The sequence below is a fragment of the Anaerozeibacter quisquiliarum genome, from assembly GCF_051162045.1.
Lineage (GTDB): Bacteria > Bacillota > Clostridia > Christensenellales > Aristaeellaceae > Anaerozeibacter > Anaerozeibacter quisquiliarum.
Window position 1 is genome coordinate 19,503 of the sequence record NZ_JBISDI010000022.1, and the last position, 18,604, is coordinate 38,106.

At 64.9% G+C, this 18,604-nt stretch carries 14 protein-coding genes; 9 read left to right on the top strand and 5 right to left on the bottom strand.

All coding sequences use genetic code 11. The annotated features are described in order from the left end of the window. The first annotated feature begins 148 nt into the window (after positions 1-148). Positions 149-2,596 (top strand): hypothetical protein, encoded by a 2,448-nt coding sequence (locus ACH6CV_RS10810; RefSeq protein ID WP_456358207.1) that lies wholly within the window; start codon positions 149-151, stop codon positions 2,594-2,596. 91 nt (positions 2,597-2,687) lie between these two features. Here the strand turns inward: ACH6CV_RS10810 and ACH6CV_RS10815 are convergent, their stop codons facing one another. Further along, positions 2,688-3,521, bottom strand: coding sequence for a PocR ligand-binding domain-containing protein (locus tag ACH6CV_RS10815; protein ID WP_456358208.1), 834 nt, complete (start codon positions 3,519-3,521; stop codon positions 2,688-2,690). 180 nt (positions 3,522-3,701) lie between these two features. Here ACH6CV_RS10815 and ACH6CV_RS10820 point away from each other — a divergent pair, with 180 nt between their 5' ends. From ACH6CV_RS10820 to ACH6CV_RS10845, 6 genes are all read left to right on the top strand, one after another. Continuing rightward, complete coding sequence (locus ACH6CV_RS10820; RefSeq protein ID WP_456358209.1) at positions 3,702-4,937, top strand: ABC transporter substrate-binding protein; 1,236 nt, start codon at positions 3,702-3,704, stop codon at positions 4,935-4,937. A gap of 253 nt (positions 4,938-5,190) precedes the next feature. Continuing rightward, positions 5,191-6,096 (top strand): carbohydrate ABC transporter permease, encoded by a 906-nt coding sequence (locus ACH6CV_RS10825; RefSeq protein ID WP_456358210.1) that lies wholly within the window; start codon positions 5,191-5,193, stop codon positions 6,094-6,096. A 14-nt stretch (positions 6,097-6,110) separates the two neighbouring features. Next, positions 6,111-6,977 (top strand): carbohydrate ABC transporter permease, encoded by an 867-nt coding sequence (locus tag ACH6CV_RS10830; protein ID WP_456358211.1) that lies wholly within the window; start codon positions 6,111-6,113, stop codon positions 6,975-6,977. Positions 6,978-6,984: 7 nt separating this feature from the next. Then, on the top strand, positions 6,985-8,970 hold the full coding sequence (locus ACH6CV_RS10835) for a DUF5107 domain-containing protein (protein WP_456358212.1): 1,986 nt from the start codon (positions 6,985-6,987) through the stop codon (positions 8,968-8,970). Positions 8,971-8,985: 15 nt separating this feature from the next. Beyond that, on the top strand, positions 8,986-10,059 hold the full coding sequence (locus ACH6CV_RS10840) for a phosphotransferase enzyme family protein (RefSeq protein WP_456358213.1): 1,074 nt from the start codon (positions 8,986-8,988) through the stop codon (positions 10,057-10,059). A 189-nt stretch (positions 10,060-10,248) separates the two neighbouring features. Beyond that, a complete protein-coding gene (locus tag ACH6CV_RS10845; protein WP_456358214.1) occupies positions 10,249-11,439 on the top strand; it encodes a coenzyme F420-0:L-glutamate ligase in 1,191 nt (396 codons plus the stop codon). Positions 11,440-11,525: 86 nt separating this feature from the next. Here the strand turns inward: ACH6CV_RS10845 and ACH6CV_RS10850 are convergent, their stop codons facing one another. From ACH6CV_RS10850 to ACH6CV_RS10865, 4 genes are read right to left on the bottom strand one after another with little or no spacing between them, the layout of a single operon-like run. Beyond that, positions 11,526-12,626: an HlyD family efflux transporter periplasmic adaptor subunit gene (locus ACH6CV_RS10850; RefSeq protein WP_456358215.1), complete on the bottom strand. Its 1,101-nt coding sequence runs from the start codon at positions 12,624-12,626 to the stop codon at positions 11,526-11,528. Between the two features lie 15 nt (positions 12,627-12,641). Further along, on the bottom strand, positions 12,642-14,972 hold the full coding sequence (locus tag ACH6CV_RS10855) for an ABC transporter permease (protein WP_456358216.1): 2,331 nt from the start codon (positions 14,970-14,972) through the stop codon (positions 12,642-12,644). After that, entirely contained in the window at positions 14,966-15,667 is a 702-nt protein-coding gene (locus tag ACH6CV_RS10860) for an ABC transporter ATP-binding protein (RefSeq protein WP_456358217.1), read from the bottom strand. Before ACH6CV_RS10860 ends, ACH6CV_RS10855 begins: the two co-directional genes overlap by 7 nt. Positions 15,668-15,688: 21 nt before the next feature. Further along, positions 15,689-16,291 (bottom strand): TetR/AcrR family transcriptional regulator, encoded by a 603-nt coding sequence (locus tag ACH6CV_RS10865; protein WP_456358218.1) that lies wholly within the window; start codon positions 16,289-16,291, stop codon positions 15,689-15,691. A gap of 295 nt (positions 16,292-16,586) precedes the next feature. Between ACH6CV_RS10865 and ACH6CV_RS10870 the strand changes: the two genes are divergently transcribed. After that, positions 16,587-17,045 carry a MarR family winged helix-turn-helix transcriptional regulator gene (locus ACH6CV_RS10870; RefSeq protein ID WP_456358219.1) on the top strand — a complete coding sequence of 153 codons (459 nt, stop codon included), beginning with the start codon at positions 16,587-16,589 and terminating at the stop codon, positions 17,043-17,045. Positions 17,046-17,084: 39 nt separating this feature from the next. Beyond that, positions 17,085-18,602 carry a BCCT family transporter gene (locus ACH6CV_RS10875; RefSeq protein WP_456358220.1) on the top strand — a complete coding sequence of 506 codons (1,518 nt, stop codon included), beginning with the start codon at positions 17,085-17,087 and terminating at the stop codon, positions 18,600-18,602. Positions 18,603-18,604: the final 2 nt, after the last annotated feature.

Sequence of the window (18,604 nt, forward strand, 5' to 3'; positions counted from 1 at the left end):
CTCCATCTGAGGAGATTATACCACATAAGCAGGCGCCGATTGCCAGCCCCAACAAATTTGTTCAACTTAGCGCTCCATTTTGAGCGAATATATGCTATAATAGTAAGAGCGGTTGATATCGCGTAAAATGTAGCGAAGGAGGGATGCCATGATGGCACTGCCAGGCAAGTTGACGATTGGGTTTTTGCAGGAGGACAACCCCATAAAGGCGTTTTTTCGCATTCGGCCAGTGGCGACCCTGGAAGAGGAAGGCTATCAGATGTTCGAGGATGCCGGCAGATTCCCGGAGGACGGGTGCATTCGCATTGTGCCCGATAAAAACGAACTGGCACATTTCAAAAACCGGATGCGTCTGCTCGGCCGTTATTGTATGCTGGATTTGCGCAAATTCCCCGGCGAAAACGAAAAGATACGGCCTAACAAAAACTACGGCATCGGGTCCGAACGCAACACCTGCATCGTCTATTCCGATGTGATCCGCCGCGTGCCGAACGAGCTGCTTTGCGAGGTGCTCGACGCCCAGTACGTGTTCGTGGGCGCGCAGGTCACGCTGCGCGGCGAGCGGCCCGGCACGCGCTATGTGCTGGTACGCCGCGAAGGCACGCTGTCCGGCCCCTGGGTGTGGACCGACGCGCCCGACGTCGAGGGCTGCCTGCTGCTCACCCACGCGTCCGAGTACCCCTTCCTGTCGGAGCCCGAGGAGATGTTCCGGGACAGGCTGCTTACGCTGAGCGACGGGCAAGGCGGCTCGGTGACGCTGATGACCGATCCGGCCGCGTTCGGCGTGACCGCATGCGAGGCGGAAGAGGGCTTGACCGCCCCCGCGCCGGAACCGGTACCCGCGCCGACGCCCGATCCCTTGCCGGAGAACGCGCCCGCGCCGACGCCGGATCCCGCGCCGGAACCTGCGCCCGCGCCAATAGCCGAACCCGCGCCGACGCCGGAACCCGCGCCGACGCCCGCGCCTGCGGAGGATACCCTCCGCCCGGACCCCGCGCCGGAAAAGCCCTGGATGCAGCCGGCCGAACCGCCGCGCCCGCGCGCGATTGCCGGGCGGCTGAACCTGCGCGAACAGGCGCTGATTCAGCAGAGCGGCATCAACCCCCGCAAGGGGCGGAGCCTCTCGGAGGTGGTGGACGAGCAGTGGCGCCGGTCGCGTTTCGACCAATTGGGGCATCCGGTGCCCGCCACCGCGACCGGCCGGCCGGTGGTCAGCCCGATCGAGCGCGCGGTGGAGGCGGTTGCGGAGGCCTTTCGGATGCCTCAGGCCCGCGCCGGGCTGTTTGAGGGACTGCTTGCCGACGGCGAGCTGCGCGCGGCGCTGTCCGACTGGCTCCAAATCGGCGAGCAGATCAAGGCCGACGCGTCCGACCGACGGATGGCCGAGCTCGAGTCGGAGCGGTTGAAGCTGCTGACCGAGATCGACGCGCTGCGCCGACGCCGCAGCGAGGCCAAGGCCCAATTGATGGAGGAACTGCGCCTGAGCCACCGTCAGGAGCTGCAAAAGCACGATGGCAAGCTCAAGGCGCTGGACGACAGGATCGCGCGCCATGAAGAAGCGGCGCGCAGCGCGCAGGCGGCGGCCGAGGCGGCGCGCGCGGCGCTGGACGAGGCGCTTGCGCAGGCCGACGAGCGGTTGGCCGCCCAATTGATGAACGGGCGGGCGCTGGAGCTCGCGCTGCACATGAAGGACCGCGGGGAGCCGGCGGGCCCACTCGAGCTCTACGAGCCGGGTGCGGGCCAGCTAATCAGCGATATCCGTGTGCGGCTCGAGAATGCCGGCATCTCCCTTGACAACGAAGAAGCGGTCGGCCTGCTGGCCGCGCTGGCGATCGGCGCTCTGGCGGTCGTTTCGGGGCCGGTCGGCAGCGGCAAGTCGCAGCTGGTGCGCCAGCTGGCGGCGGCGCTGGGGCTCAGTGGGCCCGCGCGGCGCTTCGCCGAGGCGCGTTCGGCCGAGGGCCCGGAAGCCCGCGCGCTGCTCGAGCGCGCGGACGGGAACGCGCCCTGTCTGCTGCTGATCGACGACGCCAACCTGGCGGGCGACGACGAGTTGATGAACGGCGCCATCCGCCTGCAGGAGGAGGCGCGCGCGCGGGGGCTCTCGCTGTGGGTGGCGCTGACCGTGCAGGACGCGCCCGACGGGCGCGCGCTGCCTCAGCGGCTGCTTGCTCGCGCGTTCTTTATCCGCCTGGACGCGCCGCCGGCCGATGCGCGCTGGCGTCCGGCCGAGCGCATGCCGTCGGAAAACGAGCGCGCGGTGGCGTTGTCCGCCATCATGGACGTGCTGCGCCCCGAAGGCGAGCTGCGCGGCGAAACCTGTCACCGGCTGAACCAATTGAGGGCGCGGCTCGGGGAAATCGGTTACCTCATCGACCGGCGCACGCTGGACGAGCTGTGGCTGTGCTGCGCCGCGCTCGAGCGCGGCGAACGGCTGAGCGCGATGGAGGTGCTCGACCGCGCGCTGGCCGCGCGCGCGCTGCCCGCGATGCTGGCCGCGATGGACCTTGGGCAATTGACGCGGTTGCCGGAAATGCTCGGCGATATGCCGGTGTGCATGAAGCTGATGGAACAGCCGCTGCCGCTGCCGCCGCTGTAAAGGCGATACCCCGTAGGGGCGACCTCAGGTCGCCCCTACGCAGTTTCCTCCGGCGCACAGGCGTTTTCGCCCGCCGCCGTTCAGTCTCTACTTACCGCCCCCGCGACCTGTACGCCGACGGCGTCATGCCGGTGGCCTTGCGGAAGACCTTGGCGAAGTAGTTATAGTCAGGGATGCCCACGCACTCGGCCACGTCGCGGATGGTCGCGCCGGGGCGGGCGAGCAGATGCTGCGCCGCGGTGATGCGCCGCTTCGAGATCAGGCCGGACACCGTGAGGCCCGGCTCGAGCTGCTTGGCCAGCAGGTACAGCTTGTTCTTGCTGCATGACAGCGCCTGCGCCAGCTGAGAAACCGTCAGCGGCTGGGCGTAATGCTCGCCGATGTAGCGGTCGAGCCGCTCCGCGTCGGTCTGCGCGCTGCGTTTCATCAGCCCTTCCAGCCGGATCTCGCTGACGCAGGCGTTGATGATTTCGTAGCCGGCCTTGATCTGCCGGTTCGAGAACTGGGCGAGATTCGAGAACGCCGTTTCGAGCGCGGGCTGGTCGGGGTACCACGCGCACAGCTGCCGAGTGAGCGCCCATTGGGCCTCGCGCGGGCTGTCGTCGAGCAGCTGGCCGAACAATATCGTGGCGACCAGTTGCCCGCCCTCGGTGATCGGTACCACGGCGTCGATCAGCCCGGCGTGGCAGCGGTACTGCAGCGGCGCGTAGGGCGGCGTCAGCGAGGCGATCGCGCGCCGGTCGCAGGCAAAACAGCGCTGATAGCCCTGCGGGACAGAGCAGATCAAATCGCAGAACGCGCTGCGCGACCAGGCCGAGAATAGCTCCTCGCCGCTGATGTCGTGCAGCGATACTTGCAGGTGTGTGAGCTGGTGCAGGTTCTCGAGCAGGCCGGCCAGCCGGGCCACGTTGAGCGCGTGCTTCATCGACATCCCCCTCGCCATCATAGCACAATTATTTCATTTTGGGAAGATATTTCTATATGCTCAAACCATAATTGCTATGACATACGTAAAAAATTCGGTATAATGCACATGAGCGATCATTGTGGGATGTGGTCGTCAGACCACTCGGCAATGACGAAAACGGTAAGGAGGTCATCTGTCATGAAGAGGGCGCTAACCATGCTGCTGGCTCTGGCGACGTTGCTGTCCGTGGGGATCGCCGCGGCCGCCGAGGGCAAGACCATCGTCTATTGGTCGATGTGGGAATCGACCGAGCCGCAGGGCGTCGTGATTCAGGAAGCGGTCAATGCCTACATGGCGGCCACCGGCAACACGGTGGACGTGCAGTTCAAGGGCCGCACCGGCATCCGCGAGGGGTTACAGCCCGCACTGGACGCCGGCACCGCGATCGACCTGTTCGACGAGGACATCGACCGCGTCAACAAGACCTGGGGCAAGTACATCATGGACCTCGAGGAGCTTAGCAAGGCTTCCGATTACGAGGCCACCGCGATCTCCGGCCTGATCGCGGCCTGCCGCGAGGTGGGCGGAGGCACGCTTAAGTCGATCCCCTACCAACCCAACCTGTTTAACTACTTCTACAACCGGGAGATCTTCGACGAGGCCGGGATTGCTCAAGTGCCCGCCACCTGGGCGGAATTCCTTGACGCCTGCCAGAAGATCAAGGACGCCGGCTACATCCCGATCACCAGCGACGACGCCTACATCATCTGCATGTACGGCTACCACCTGGCGCGCCTGATCGGCGAGGCAGGGGTCGACGACGTGGTGAAAAACGGCAAGTGGGCGGAGGAGCCCGCGGTGCTCGAAGCCGCCAAGGCCTACGAGGAGTTGGCCGCGAAGGGCTTCCTCTCCCCGACCATCGGCTCGGCGGTATGGCCGATCAACCAGAACGGCGAGCTGGCGCTGGGCGACGCGGCCATGTACCTGAACGGATCGTGGCTGCCCAACGAGGTCAAGGCCATGACCGGCCCGGACTTCATGTGGGGCTGCTTCGCCTATCCGGCGCTCGAGGGCGGCGCGAACGGCACCGAGGCCGGCAACTTCGGCGCGCAGGTGTACGCGATCAACAAGGTAAGCCAGGTCGCGCCCGAGGCGTTTGAGCTGATCCGCTACATCACCAAGGGCGAGTTTGACCAGAAGCTGTCGAGCGAATCGGTGGGCATCCCCGCCGACACCGCGAACGCCGAGTGGCCCGCGATGCTCGCCGCGGTCAAGGACGTCATGGGCGGCCTTAGCACCCGCTGGACCTGGGCGGCGGGCATCGAGAACAACCCCGACATGACCCCGATCATCAAGGAGAACTTCCAGAAGCTGTGCGCCGGCAAGCAGACCGCGCAGCAGTTCGTGGACGCCATGGAGGCGGCCAGCAAGTAACCGCTTCGGAAACGCTATGGAGGCCGTACGTCTGACCTGGCGGGCGGCCTCCTGTTCCCCTTTCCGGAGGGGTCCCCCGCCTGCGGGCGCCCACCACCCCGCCCCCTACGGGCACCCCTCACGGGGTCACCACCCCGCCTGCGGGCACCCCTCCAAGGAGGGGAATGGAGGGGAATGAGGGGAATGGAGGGGAACGGGAGGGGCGGCCCGGCGTTACGAATCCAATGTTTTTCTACGTTAAGGGGGCTTTCGCGTGAAGAAGAGCAAGACCATGATCGTCGTATTCCTGGCCCCTGCGCTGGTCTTCTTTCTGACGATCTTCGTCTACCCCATTCTGCGCACCGCGCTGATGAGCTTTTTTCTGGTGGGAAACGTCACCTCCGGCATCGACGAATGGCAATTCGTCGGCCTTGAAAACTACGGGTCGCTCTACGGCACCAGCCTGTTTCGGATCTCGATGTGGAACCTGCTGCGGATCTGGGCGGTGGGCGGCGCGGCCGTCATGACGCTGGCGCTGCTGTTCGCGGTGATCCTCAACAGCGGTATCAAATTCAAGAAGTTCTTTCGCGCGGCGATCTACCTGCCCAATGTCATCAGCGCGGTGGCGCTGGCGACGATGTGGCTGCAATATGTGTACAACCCGCGCTTCGGCTTACTCCATGAGCTTTTTTCGTTTTTGCACCTCGACGCTCTCGCCGCGTTCCAGTGGACCGAGGCGGGCGCGAAGTTCTGGGCGCTCACGTTTGCCTACGCCTTCGGCATGGTCGGCTACCACATGCTGATCTTCGGGAGCGGCATCGAAAAGATACCGCCCGAGTACTACGAGGCCTCGTCGATCGACGGAGCGAGCAGGATCGCCCAGTTTAGGCACATCACCCTGCCGCTGATCAAGGGCGTATTTCGCACCAACCTCACGATGTGGTCGATCAGCTCGGTGGGCTTCTTCGTCTGGTCGCAGCTGTTCTCGACCGTCACCGCCGACACGCAGACGATCACGCCCATGGTGTACCTGTACCTGCAGGTGTTCGGCGCGGGCAACGTGGTCACCGAGCGCAACGCGGGCCTGGGCGCGGCGGTGGGCATGGTGCTGGGCATCTGCGTGGTGGTGGCGTTTTTAATCATCAGCCGCGTCATCCGCGACGACGACCTGGAATATTGAGAGGGGGCGAGGGCATGGCGAGGCGAAAGGGGAAGGGCGCGCACCCGCAAGTTCGGCTGCTGCCGGGCTACATCATCCTCACGCTGTGGGTGCTGTTCACCTTCGTGCTGGTGGGCTGGATCTTTGCGGCCAGCTTTTCGACCACCAGGGAGATCTTCAAGGGCGGCGCGCTGCGCTTCAAGACCGGGCTGCACTTTGAGAACTACATCAAGGCCTGGACCAGCCAAAACGTGTCGGTGTTCTTCACCAACTCGCTGGCCTACTCGACGGTCGCGTCGGTGCTGCTGATCCTCGTGGCCGCGCCGGCCGCCTACGCGCTGTCGCGGTTCCGGTTCTTCGCAAACCGCGCGATCCAAAGCGGTTTTGTGGCGGCGATGGGCGTGCCGGTGGTGATGATTATCCTGCCGCTGTTCGGCATGGTGTCGCGGATGCAGCTGCTCCAGCGGGACATCACCGTGCGGCTGCTGATGGTGTTTCTGTACGTGGGCATCAACGTGCCCTACTCGACGATCTTCCTGCTGGCCTTCTTTTCGAACCTGTCGCGCTCCTACGAGGAGGCCGCGGCGATCGACGGCTGTTCGCCGATTGCAACGTTCTGGAAGATCATGCTGCCGCTGGCGCAGCCGGGCATCATCACGGTGTCGATCTTCAACTTCATCAACATCTGGAACGAGTACTTCATGTCGCTGATCTTCGCCAATTCCGACGCGCAGCGGCCGGTGGCGGTGGGGCTGTACTCGATGATCAACTCGATGAAGTACACCGGCGACTGGGCCGGCATGTTCGCGGCGGTCATCATCGTGTTTTTGCCCACGTTCCTTTTATACATCTTCCTGTCCGAGAAAATCATCGCCGGCGTCACCGGCGGCATCAAGGGGTAGAACAGAAATGCGCATTGAGAAAACGCAATTGATATTACCCGCCGCGCGCGTGCTGGGCGCCTCTCCCTTGCCGGCCTTCCGCGCGGCCGAGGACAAGCCGATTTTGGACGGGGGCCTGCTGGCCGGGGAGACGCCCGGCTTTGCCAGGGACACCGGGTTCCGGGTGCTGCCCTACGCCATGCAGGACGTCTACGATCCGATCCCCGAGGAGCGCGCGGTGCCCTCCGTCGAAATGGAAAACGACCGCCTGAAGGCCGTATTCCTGCCCGGCCTCGGCGGGCGGCTGTATTCGCTGTTCGACAAGCGGGCAGGGCGGGAGCTGCTGTTTTGCAACCCGGTGATCAAGATGGGCAATCTCGCGCTGCGCAACGCCTGGTTCTCGGGCGGCGTCGAGTGGAACCTGGGCCACTTCGGGCATACTCCGTTCACCTGCGAGGATGTGTTCTTCGCCGAGTGCGAGGCGGACGGGCAGCGGTTTGTGCGCATGTACGTCTACGAGCGGATGAAGCGGCTGACGTTCCAGATTGACTTCCACCTAGACGACGGCGCGCCCCATCTGACCGCCCACATGCGCGTCTACAACCGTGGGCCCGAGGCCGCGCCGCTGTTTTTGTGGACCAACGCCGCCGTGCCGGAGGATAAGGGCCTGCGCATATTCTCGGGCACCGACCAGGTGATCGTCCAGGCCGAGAGCGAAACGCCCGGCGAGAGCCGCTTCCTGCACGCCGCGCTGCCCTTTCCGTTCCCCGACGGCGTAGACCATACCCATCCGGCGCGCATTCCCCACGCGGAAGAATACTTTTTTCAGAACCCGGCCGACGCGCGCCATGCGTTCGAGAGCGCGCTTTACGCGGACGGGCGGATCACCTACGAGCGCTCGACCGGCAACTATCCCTACCGCAAGCTGTTCTGCTGGGGCGGACACGCGGGCGGCAAGCGCTGGCAGGAGCACCTGTCTCGGCCGGGCGAGGGCGCATACGTCGAGATCCAGGCCGGCTGCTGGCGCACGCAGCAGCACGCGGGCACGATCGGCGCGGGGGAGACGTTCACGCTGACGCAGATGTTCGGCGGCGCGCGCGCGCCCTATGAGCGCTTTTCGGGGCCGTACCACCGGGCGCGCGAGGCCATGCAGGCGCTGATCGACGACTGCCTGCCGGCGGAAGCGGTGGAGCGCGAGCACGCGCGCTGCGAGCGGTACGCAACCGTCCCGGTGACGCGCATCCTGCACGAGGGCACCGGCTGGGGCGCGCTGGAGAAGATGCGCTCGCCGGGCGCGCTGCCCGAGCACCTGGACTTCCCGGCGCATACGATCGGGCCCGAGCAAGCGCCCTGGGCGGCGCTGCTCAGGGGCGAGCGCTTCCCCGGCGCGGACAGCTTCATGACCGCGCCCGAATGGCTGCGGGTTTGTCAGGCGGCGCTGGCCGAGCGGCCGGACGACGCGCAGCTTTGGACGCACGCGGGCAACGCGCTGTACGAAAACGGGGATTGGGCGGGGGCGAAGGCCGCGTGGAGCCGGGCCGCCGAGCTTGCGGAGGCGCCGCTGGCGCTGCGGAATCTGTCGTTCGCGGCGGCGCGGGACGGCGACCGCGAGGCGGCGCTTGCCTTCATGGAGCGCGCCGTGAACGCGCTCGCCGAGCCTGAACGGGCCTACGCCGAGGAATACCTCGCGCTGCTCAACGACGCCGGGCAGTACGCGAAGGCATGGGCGTTCTACCGGGGATTGCCGGAAGCGTTGCAGGCGGGCGAGCGGATGTCGATCAACGCCTCGTTCGCCGCGCTCGAAATGGGCGAGGACGCATTCCTGGACCGCCAATTCGCGCGCACCTTCTCGGTGGTCAAGGAGGGCGAGCTTGCCTTTATCGCTCTGTGGTTCAGGCGCGAGGCGCTGCGCGCGGCCAAGGCGCGGGGGATTGCGTATACGCCGGCGCTGCTCGAAGAGGTCAGGCGCACCGCGAAGCTGCCGCGTAACCTCGATTTCCGGATGCTTTCTTAATCGAAGGAGACCAATATGCTACAAGCCGCTTATGAATTCGCGCTGGACGGCGCGCCGGTATCCTGCGCGCGCTACGGCAACGGACACATCAACGAGACCTACCTTCTGGTGACCGCCGATCGCCGCTACATCCTGCAGAAGATCAACCGGCACGTGTTCCGCGACGTGCCCGCGCTGATGCGCAACATCGCGCTGGTCACGCGCCACCTGGAGCGCCTGGAGAGCGACCCGCGCCGCGCGCTGACGCTGATCGAAACGCGCGATGGCCGGGATTATCTGACCGACGAGAACGGCGATTGCTGGCGTGTCTACGCATTTATCGAGGGCGGCGTATGCCTCGAGCAGGCGGCGGATGAGCGCGACTTTCTGCAAAGCGGCGTGGCGTTCGGGCGGTTCCAGAAGCGCCTTTCGGACTTCCCGGCGGACAGCCTGTCCGAGACCATCCCGCGCTTTCACGACACCGTGAACCGCCTGGGGCTGCTGCGCGAGGCCGTCGAATCCAACGCGCATAAGCGGCTCGAGGGCACGCGCGCCGAGCTGGAGTTCGCGCTCGAGCGGGCGGGACAGGCCGGCGCGATGCTGGATATGTTGAAGAGGGGCGCGCTTAAGCTACGCGTGACCCACAACGACACCAAGCTCAACAACGTGATGCTGGATGAGGACACCCTTGAGCCGCTGTGTGTGATCGACCTGGACACGGTGATGCCGGGCCTCGCGGGTAACGACTTCGGCGATTCGATCCGCTTCGGCGCGTCGACCGCGACCGAGGACGAGCGGGACCTGTCGAAGGTGCGGCTGTCGCTTCCGCACTACCGCGCCTACGCGCGGGGCTTTTTGAGCGCCTGCGGCGACAGTTTGACCCAAGCCGAGATCGACACGCTGCCGCTGGGCGCGAAGCTGATGACGTTCGAGTGCGGCATCCGCTTTTTGACCGATCACCTGGCGGGCGACGTGTACTACCGCATCCACCGCCCGGCGCACAACCTCGACCGCTGCCGCACGCAGTTCAAGCTGGTCGCGGATATGGAGAAAAAGTGGGACGCAATGCGCGAAATCACCGCGCAGGAGGCTGAAGGAACCGGCATTTGACGGGCGGCTCCCCCCATTCCCCTCCTTGGAGGGGAATTTTTCCGGCGCGGCCCTGCCCATCGGCGCAAATGTCAATCGCGCAAATTCATTGCCAAACCGCTCCTGATCTGTTATAATATCATCCGGCGTTTATGATGCCATAACAGAATCCGGCGGGCGACCGCCGGTCGACGTGCAAAGGAGCATCTTGTGGAGAGATTGACAGGCACCGTGGCGAGGGGGATTCGAACCCCCATCATCCGCGAGGGGGACGACATCGCTGAGATCGTGGTGCGCAGCGTGCTGGACGCCGCGCGCGCCGAGCGGTTTGCATTGAACGACCGCGACGTGGTCGCGGTGACCGAGGCCGTGGTCGCCCGGGCGCAGGGCAACTACGCCACGACCGATCAGATTGCCGGGGACGTCCGCGCCAAGTTCGGCGACCGGACCGTCGGCCTGATCTTCCCGATCCTGAGCCGCAACCGCTTCGCGGTCTGCCTCAAGGGCATTGCGGCGGGCGTCAAAAAGGTCGTGCTGATGCTCAGCTACCCGTCGGACGAGGTGGGCAACCACCTGATCGATCCCGACATGCTCGACGAAGCGGGGATCAACCCGTGGACCGACGTGCTCAGCGAGGAACGCTACCGCGCGCTGTTCGGCTATTACAAGCACCCGTTCACCGGGGTGGACTATGTCGAATACTACAAGGGGCTGATCGAGGCCGCGGGCTGCGAGGCGGAGGTGGTGTTCGCCAACGACTGCCGCGCCATCCTGAATTATACAAAGTCGGTGCTCTGCTGCGACATCCACAGCCGGGCGCGCTCGCGCAGGCTGCTCACCGCGGCGGGCGCCGAGACGGTGTATTGCCTGTCCGACATCCTGACCGCGCCGATAGGCGGCAGCGGCTTTAATGAACATTACGGCCTGCTGGGCTCGAACAAGGCGACCGAGCAGTCCGTCAAGCTGTTCCCGCGCGACTGCATGCCGGTGGTCGAGCGGATTCAGCAGGGGCTGCTGGGCGCGACCGGCAAGGCGGTCGAGGTGATGGTCTACGGCGACGGCGCGTTCAAGGACCCGGTGGGCAAGATTTGGGAACTGGCCGACCCGGTGGTCTCGCCCGCCTACACCGCGGGACTGGAAGGCCAGCCCAGCGAGGTCAAGCTCAAGTACCTGGCCGACAACGAGTTCAAACACCTGTCCGGCGAGGCGCTCAAGGCCGCGATTTCGGACTACATCCGCAACAAGCAGGCCGACCTCGTGGGCAGCATGGCGTCCCAGGGCACCACGCCGCGCCGGCTGACCGACCTGATCGGCTCGCTCTGCGACCTGACCTCGGGCAGCGGCGACAAGGGCACCCCGGTCGTGCTGGTGCAGGGCTATTTCGACAACTACGCCGAATAGGATATGCAAAAGGAGCCGCGGCGAGCGTATGATACCCGCTCGCCGCGGCCCCTTTTTGCGCGGATGATCGCGCGATCATGCGCCGGTCAGTCCCAGTACCCGGTCACGTGCATCCCGATCATCAGGTCGTCGGACTTTTCAAACGACACCTCGACGAGAAACTTGGTGGTGTCCAGCACCACCCGCCCGACCGGGCGGATCTCCCGCACGGTGCCTGCGCGCTCCTGCGCGTAGGCGTCCACATGGACGCGCACGTTGTCGCCGACGCGCACCTTGGCGATGTCCAGCTCGTCGACCTCCAGCACGGCCGTCAGCGCGTCCGCCGGCCACAGGGTCATGACCGCCTGCCCCTGCCGAACGAACTGGCCCGCTCCGACCAGCGCCTCTCCGATCACGCCCGAGCGCGGGAAGCGCACCTCCGGCTGCGCCTGTGCGCCGGCGCCGTAGCGCGCGTCTGCGCCGTCCAGGATGAACAGCGGCTGGCCGCGCACCACCTTTTCACCCTCCGAAACCAGCACCGACGCCACGACGCCCTCGCCCACCGCGGGCAGCGCGCCCGCGCGCACGATCTTGCCGCTGCCGATCTGATCCGCGCTGGCGTTGTCCTTGCTGGTGCCAAGGTATACCTTGACGCTGTCTTCAAACTCAAAATCGCCCTGCTCGATCTCCAGCACGAATTCCTTGCCGTTCACGGAGATGACCGAACCCTCGCCGCGCACCTTGTCGTCGCCCGTGCCGTGCTGAACGCGCAGCACCTGGCCCACGCGCACGTCGCGGGTCTCTTCCTTGTCCGAGGTCGAGGTGATCGAAGCCTCGATGTGCCATACGTCTTCCCGCTCGACGTAGCACAGCGCGCCGTACTGCGCGCGAACGCTCGCGGCCAGGTCGCCCGGCTTCGCGCGCAGGCCGACGATCGCGCCGCCCAAGGGGGCGATTACCTGCGTCGGACGAATCGGGAACGCCAGATCGCCCTCAGCCACCCGATCGCCCGGGATCCAGGCGAAATCTTCGACCTGACCGCCCATCGGCGCGAGCACCGTGACGGGGTCGGGCGCTTCGACGACGCCCTTGGCGGAAAAGCCCGATTGCGCGGGCACAGCGCCCTCGGCGAGCGCGGAGCCGCCCATAAGCACCGTAAAGATCAGAAGAGCCGCCAGCGACAAAAGGTTTTTCGCAAATGCACGCATATGTCTATCTCCTTTTCATTCCACGCTCTTGAGCGCTTCGACCATGTCGATCCGCCTGAATTTCGAGCCCAGCATCCAGTTGACCATCAGCGCGAAGGCAATGGTGATACAGGTGGTGTACAGCCAGCTTGGGACGCTCAAATGGGGCACGAACTGAATGGTATTCGGCAGCCCGTAGGTGAGCAGCACCTCCAGCAAGAACGGCCCCAGCACCAGGCCCAGCGGCAGTCCCATCATCGTAATGACGATGTTTTCCCGGAGCACCAGCTTCTTGATCTCCCGCGGCGTAAAGCCGAGCACCTTGAGCGTCGCCAGCTCGCGTATTCGCTCGGAAAAATTGAGCTGTCCCAGATTGTAAAACACCAGCAACTCCAGCACGCCCGAAAACACCACGAGCAGCAGCACGACCACGTTCATAATCGCAAGCGTCGCCTGCCCGGTATCCCGCTCCTCGCTCAGCGTGCGCGCCTTGATTACGCCGTCCATGTCCTTCGCGGCGTCGAGCTTCAGCCCGTCCCCGCGCAGCAGCGCGGCCGTGGGCGTAAAGGGTTTGAGATTCAGCTTCTCCCAGGCGCTGCGCGTCATGTAGACGCCCTGATCGAGCTGCAGGTCCACAATCCGCGCGATCTGCGCCGCAACCGCGCGGCCGCCGGGCATGCGCATGCGCAGCTCGTCGCTTAGCGTCAGCCCATAGTCCTCCGCCGCCTTGCGCGTCAGCGCGGCCCCCTCGGGCGGCAGGGTCACGCGCGCGCCCGACCCGTCGCTCAAGCGGATCATATCGTGGCCGTCGGAGAGCACATAGATATGCTTCACCCGCCACGTCCCCTCGACGAAGATCTCGGCGCTCTCGATCATTTGCGCCTCGCATTCGGCCGCGCCGGCGCGCAGCGCCACGCTTTGGGCATAGTTCACGGGGGCGTCGTCTTCCAGATTTACACGAGCGTCGTAGTGCATGGTGCGCGTGTAGTGATTGACCAGGACGTAATCGACGGAATCGCGCAGGCCGAAGCCGGCCAACATCAGCGCCGAGCAGCCCAGCGCGCCGATCAGGCCCATCAAGAACCGAACCGGATTGCGGAACATGTTGCGCAGGATCATCTTTTCGCTGAACGGCACGCGCCGCCAGAGCGCGCGCATGTTCTCCAGAAAGATACGCTTTCCCCTGCCGGGCGGCTTGGGCCGCAGGAGCGACGCCGGGGCCTGCGAAAGCGCGGCGCGCGCGCTCAGTATGCTGGCGCCGCCGGTGACGGCCATGAGCACGAGGGCCACCGCCAATAAGACGAGGGGGGACATGTAGGGCACCGCGTCCGGCAGCGCATACGTCGAATTGATGAAGCTCATCAAGATCGGGGCGATGGCGTAGCGCGCGCCCGCAAAGCCGACCAGCGACCCCAGCACCGCGATCAGCAGCCCATAGCCGGCGTAATGCCACGTCAGATCGCGCCGGCCATAGCCCATGGCGAACAGCGAGCCGATTTGAAGGCGCTGGCTCTCCACGAGCCGGTTCATCGTCGTCCAGGTGATCAGCGCGGCGATGACGAAGAACACGAGCGGGAAGATGACGCCCATCGCGCGAATCTGCTGTGCCTGCTCCATGGCCATCTTGATGCCGAACACGTCGTCCCGCTCGATCACCACGGTCTGACGGTCGGCGAGCAGCGAGCGAATGGACGCCTTGACGACGCCGAGGTCCGCCTGCTCGGCGATCGTCAGGGCAATCTCCGAAAACGGGAGAAAGCTCAGGGTGTCCCGCGGCACATAGGCGTATCCCTTTTTCAGCGGCGAGGGCGCGAGTTCGTCGCCGTCGCTGGCCACGACAAACTCCGGCATTGCGCCGAGGCCGGCGATCTTAAGCTCGAGCACCCGATCCCCCTGGGAGAGCCGCAGCGTATCGCCCGGATTAAGTCCGTGCGCCCGGGCAAACCGCTGCCCCAGCATGCACTCGTTTTTCCCGGAGGGCGGCGAACCCTCGCGCAAGAGCGGTACGCAGACGGCGGGATCGCCGTCGTTCGTGACCAGCGTCACGTCCGGCTCATCGAGCAGTTCCTTGGCCTCGAACTGCGCCGACGCGCGCCGCTGCGCCGTGAGGACGCCGGCGATTGCCTCGATGTCGCGCGCGGTGCGGTCGCTCAATTCGCCCCGCACCCACAGGTCGGCCATGTTGCTGCGCTCAAACTGGCGATCGAGGTCGATCTCGATGCAGCGCCAGGTGGCGTCGATGCCCACGTACAGCATCACCGCCGACGCGCAGATGACCAGAATGGCCAGAAAGGACTTCCATCCCCCCTTGAGATCGCGCAATTGCTTGCGCAAGAGCGGGGCGGTTTTGCCTCTTTGCTTCACCACACAATCTCCTCCATCGCCGCCGGCGTTTCATTGACGGTTACCTCGCGAATGCCGCCGTTCTTCATGCGGATCACGCGCTGCGCCACCGGCATGATCGCGGCGTTGTGGGTGATGATTATCAGGGTCTTGCCCATGTCGCGCCCGACATCGCGCAGCAACGTGAGCACCATGCGCCCGGTCTCCGAGTCCAGCGCGCCGGTGGGCTCGTCGCACAGCAAGAGCGTCGGGTTTTTGCACAGCGCCCGCGCAATGGCGACGCGCTGCTGCTCGCCGCCCGACAATTGCGCCGGAAAGTTGTCCATGCGATCCGACAGCCCCACGCGCTCCAGCATTTCCCGGGGGTCCAGCGGGTTTTTGCACACCTGGCGCGCCAGCTCCACATTCTCAAGCGCCGTCAGATTGGGCATCAGGTTGTAGAATTGGAACACGAAACCCACGTCGTACCTTCTGTACAGGGTGAGCTGCCTGTCGTTCATAACCGCGATGTCGCGCCCGTCCACCAGAATCTGGCCGCTCGTCACGCGGTCCATGCCGCCCAACAGGTTGAGCACGGTGGTTTTGCCCGCGCCGCTCGGCCCCACCACCACGGCGAATTCACCCATGTGCACGGTGAAGTTCACGCTGTCCACCGCTTGGATCGCCATTTCGCCAATCTGATAATTCTTGCACACGTCCTTCAGGATAATGTCGCCCACAAGTCCACTCCTCCCGGCGGGTCATTCGCCCGCTTTCAATGCCTGCTTGGGGATGTGTAAAAGCTGCTCCAGTACAAACAGGATCAGCTCCATCATTTCATCCGCCTTGGGCGCGTCGGACATGCCCTCGACCCCGATGAACCCCGCGATGAAGAACCGGGCCAGGCGTTCGGGGAACGGGGCAAGCAGGAGTTCCTGCGCGGCGGCCTCCTTCAGCAGCTCGGTCACCATCGGCTCCATGACCTCGCTAACGTGGTTGTGCATGATGGCGTACATCTCCATGGCTATGCCCGCCCGGTTTCTCGGATATAGGGCCTCCATCTCGCGCAGAAAGCGCATCAATACCTGCATCAGGTTGCGCACGCGCTCAAGCGGCGGAACCTGCGTATCGCGCAGGAAGGCGGTCAGCTCACCGATGCGCGCTTCGATGAACTGGTCGATCACGGCCAGGAAGATCTTCTGCTTTGACCGGAAATAGTAGTAAAACAGGCCTTGCGCGACGCCGACGCGCTTGACGATGTCCCCCACCGTCGTCTGCTCATATCCCTGCGCTTCAAACAGCGCCTTTGCCGCGTCAATCAACTCCTGCCGACGTTCCTCCGGGGGCTTGCTGATACGCGCCATGCTTTCTCTCCTTCCCGCGCCGGCCGGTCGTCGTCGCCTGACTGGCGAAAGTCAATTGCTGACTTATGTCAATCAGTATACGCGCATGCGGCCAAATGTCAACCTGTTTTAGAAAAATAAGGTAGTTGCCACATTTTGTTCAAAATGCGGCGCGGCAGATCCTTTACCTATCGGTGCGCGCCTCGTCCGATTTCGGAAATAATTATCCAAATTGTTGACAGTTCCGCCAAGTATATGGTATAATGCATTAAGTCTGATTTCGGACTAAATTGCCGTGGGGGGGGGAGATGACGATTTGGATCACAATTCCCCGATGAGGCAGCTGATCGACGCGTGGTACGACGACTGGTTTGCGATGGATCGCATGTACTACGAGTGGGCGCGCGAGCGCGGGATCACCGGGAACATCCTGTTTACGCTGTACGCCATCGACGTGATCGGCAAGGCCTGCACGCCCAGCCAGATCGTGGACAAACTGGCGCTGTCAAAGCAGACGGTCAACTCGACGCTCGATACCTTGGAGGCGCGCGGGCTCATCGCCCGCCAACGCGACACCGTGGATCAAAGGAGCCGCATTGTCAGCCTGACCGAAGCCGGGCGCGCGTACGCGGAGGCGCTGCTGGGCGAGCTGGACGCGGCCGAGCGGGCGGTGTTTTCCGAGATGGGCGACGACGCGCGGACGCTGGTCGCGCGCGCCCGCCAGCTCGTTCAGGCCATGCGCCGGGCGTTTGCGGCGCAAAAAGCAGACGACTAAAAGCCCCTCGCGTGCCGATTGCGTACAGGGAGGTACCCCATGCGAACCCCCAAGATCGACAAGGGCATCCTGATTATCCCGCTTTGCGCCATCGTTTTGCTGAGCGCCCTGCTCGTGGTCTTCTCGGAGCACAGCCGCGCGGTGATCGAGGCTATGCGGCTGTGGGTCACCCACGCGTTCGGCTGGTACTACCTGGTGCTGGGGTTGCTGTTCTTTGGGGTTTCGCTGTATGTGGCCTTCTCCGCGCGCGGCGCGATCCGGCTGGGCAGCCTCGCAAAGCCGCGCTACGGCCATTTCTCCTGGGGCGCGATGGTGTTCACCTCCACCATGGCGGCCGACATTCTGTTCTTCGCGCTGCACGAGTGGGCGTTCTACTACACGGCGCTGCCGCTCGACGCGGCGTCGCTTTCGCTCGGGGAGCGCCACCTGTGGGCGTCCACCTACCCGATGTTTCACTGGGGCGCGATTCCCTGGTCGTTCTTCCTGCTGCCCGCAGCCGCGTATGGCTACATGTTCTACGTCAAGGGCCGTTCTCGCCAACGGCTGAGCGAGGCGTGCCGGCCGGTGATTGGCGCGCGGGCGGACGGCGCGTTGGGCAAGGCGATCGACCTGTTCAGCGCGTTCGGGTTGCTGGCGGGCACGGCGACCACGTTTTCGCTGTCCACGCCGCTGATTACGCTGGCGCTGAGCAGCGCGCTCGGCCTTAAACAGTCGAAGGGCATGACGATCGCCGTGCTGCTGGTCATCGCATTGATCTACACCGCGGCGGTCGTGTTCGGGTTCAAGGGCGCGTCCCGGCTGTCGAAGCTGGCCATCGGGGCGTGCGTACTGTTGGCGTGCATGTTCCTGCTGGGCTCGGATCCGATCTACCTGATCGAGACCACGATCACGGCGCTGGGCAACATGGCGAGCAACTTCCTGCGCATGGCCACCTGGCTCGATCCGCTGCGTCTGACGGCGCATGAAGGCGGCGGCATGGCCTTTCCGCAGAGCTGGACCGTATTCTACTGGGCGTATTGGATCGCCTGGTGCGTGGCGACGCCCTTCTTCATCGCGCGCATCTCGGAGGGCCGGACGATCCGGCAGGTGATCCTGGGCGGGCTTGCCGCCGGGCTGCTGGGCACGTTCACCGTGTTTGGCGTGTTCGGCCACTACGGGCTGCGCCTGCAGGTCGCCGGAAGGCTTCACGTGGCCGAACGGCTCGCGCAGGGCGCGCCCCAGGCCGAGGTCATTTTGGAGATCATCCGCACGCTGCCCGCGCCGGAGCTTGCGCTGATCGCGCTGATCGCTGCGATGGTGCTGTTCTACGCAGCCACGTTCGACGCGGCGACCATGGTGATGGCCGCGTATTCTTACAAAAACCCGAGGCCGGACGGGGAGTCGGGCCGCGGGGTGAAGGCGTTCTGGGCGGGGCTTTTTGTGCTGTTGCCCATCGGGCTGCTGTTTTCCGAGCAGGCGCTGCCCCAGTTGCAGGCGGTCGCGATTCTGGCCGCGCTGCCGATCAGCGCCGTACTGCTGGTGATCGTCGCGGGATTCTTAAAAGAGTCGAGGAGATAAAG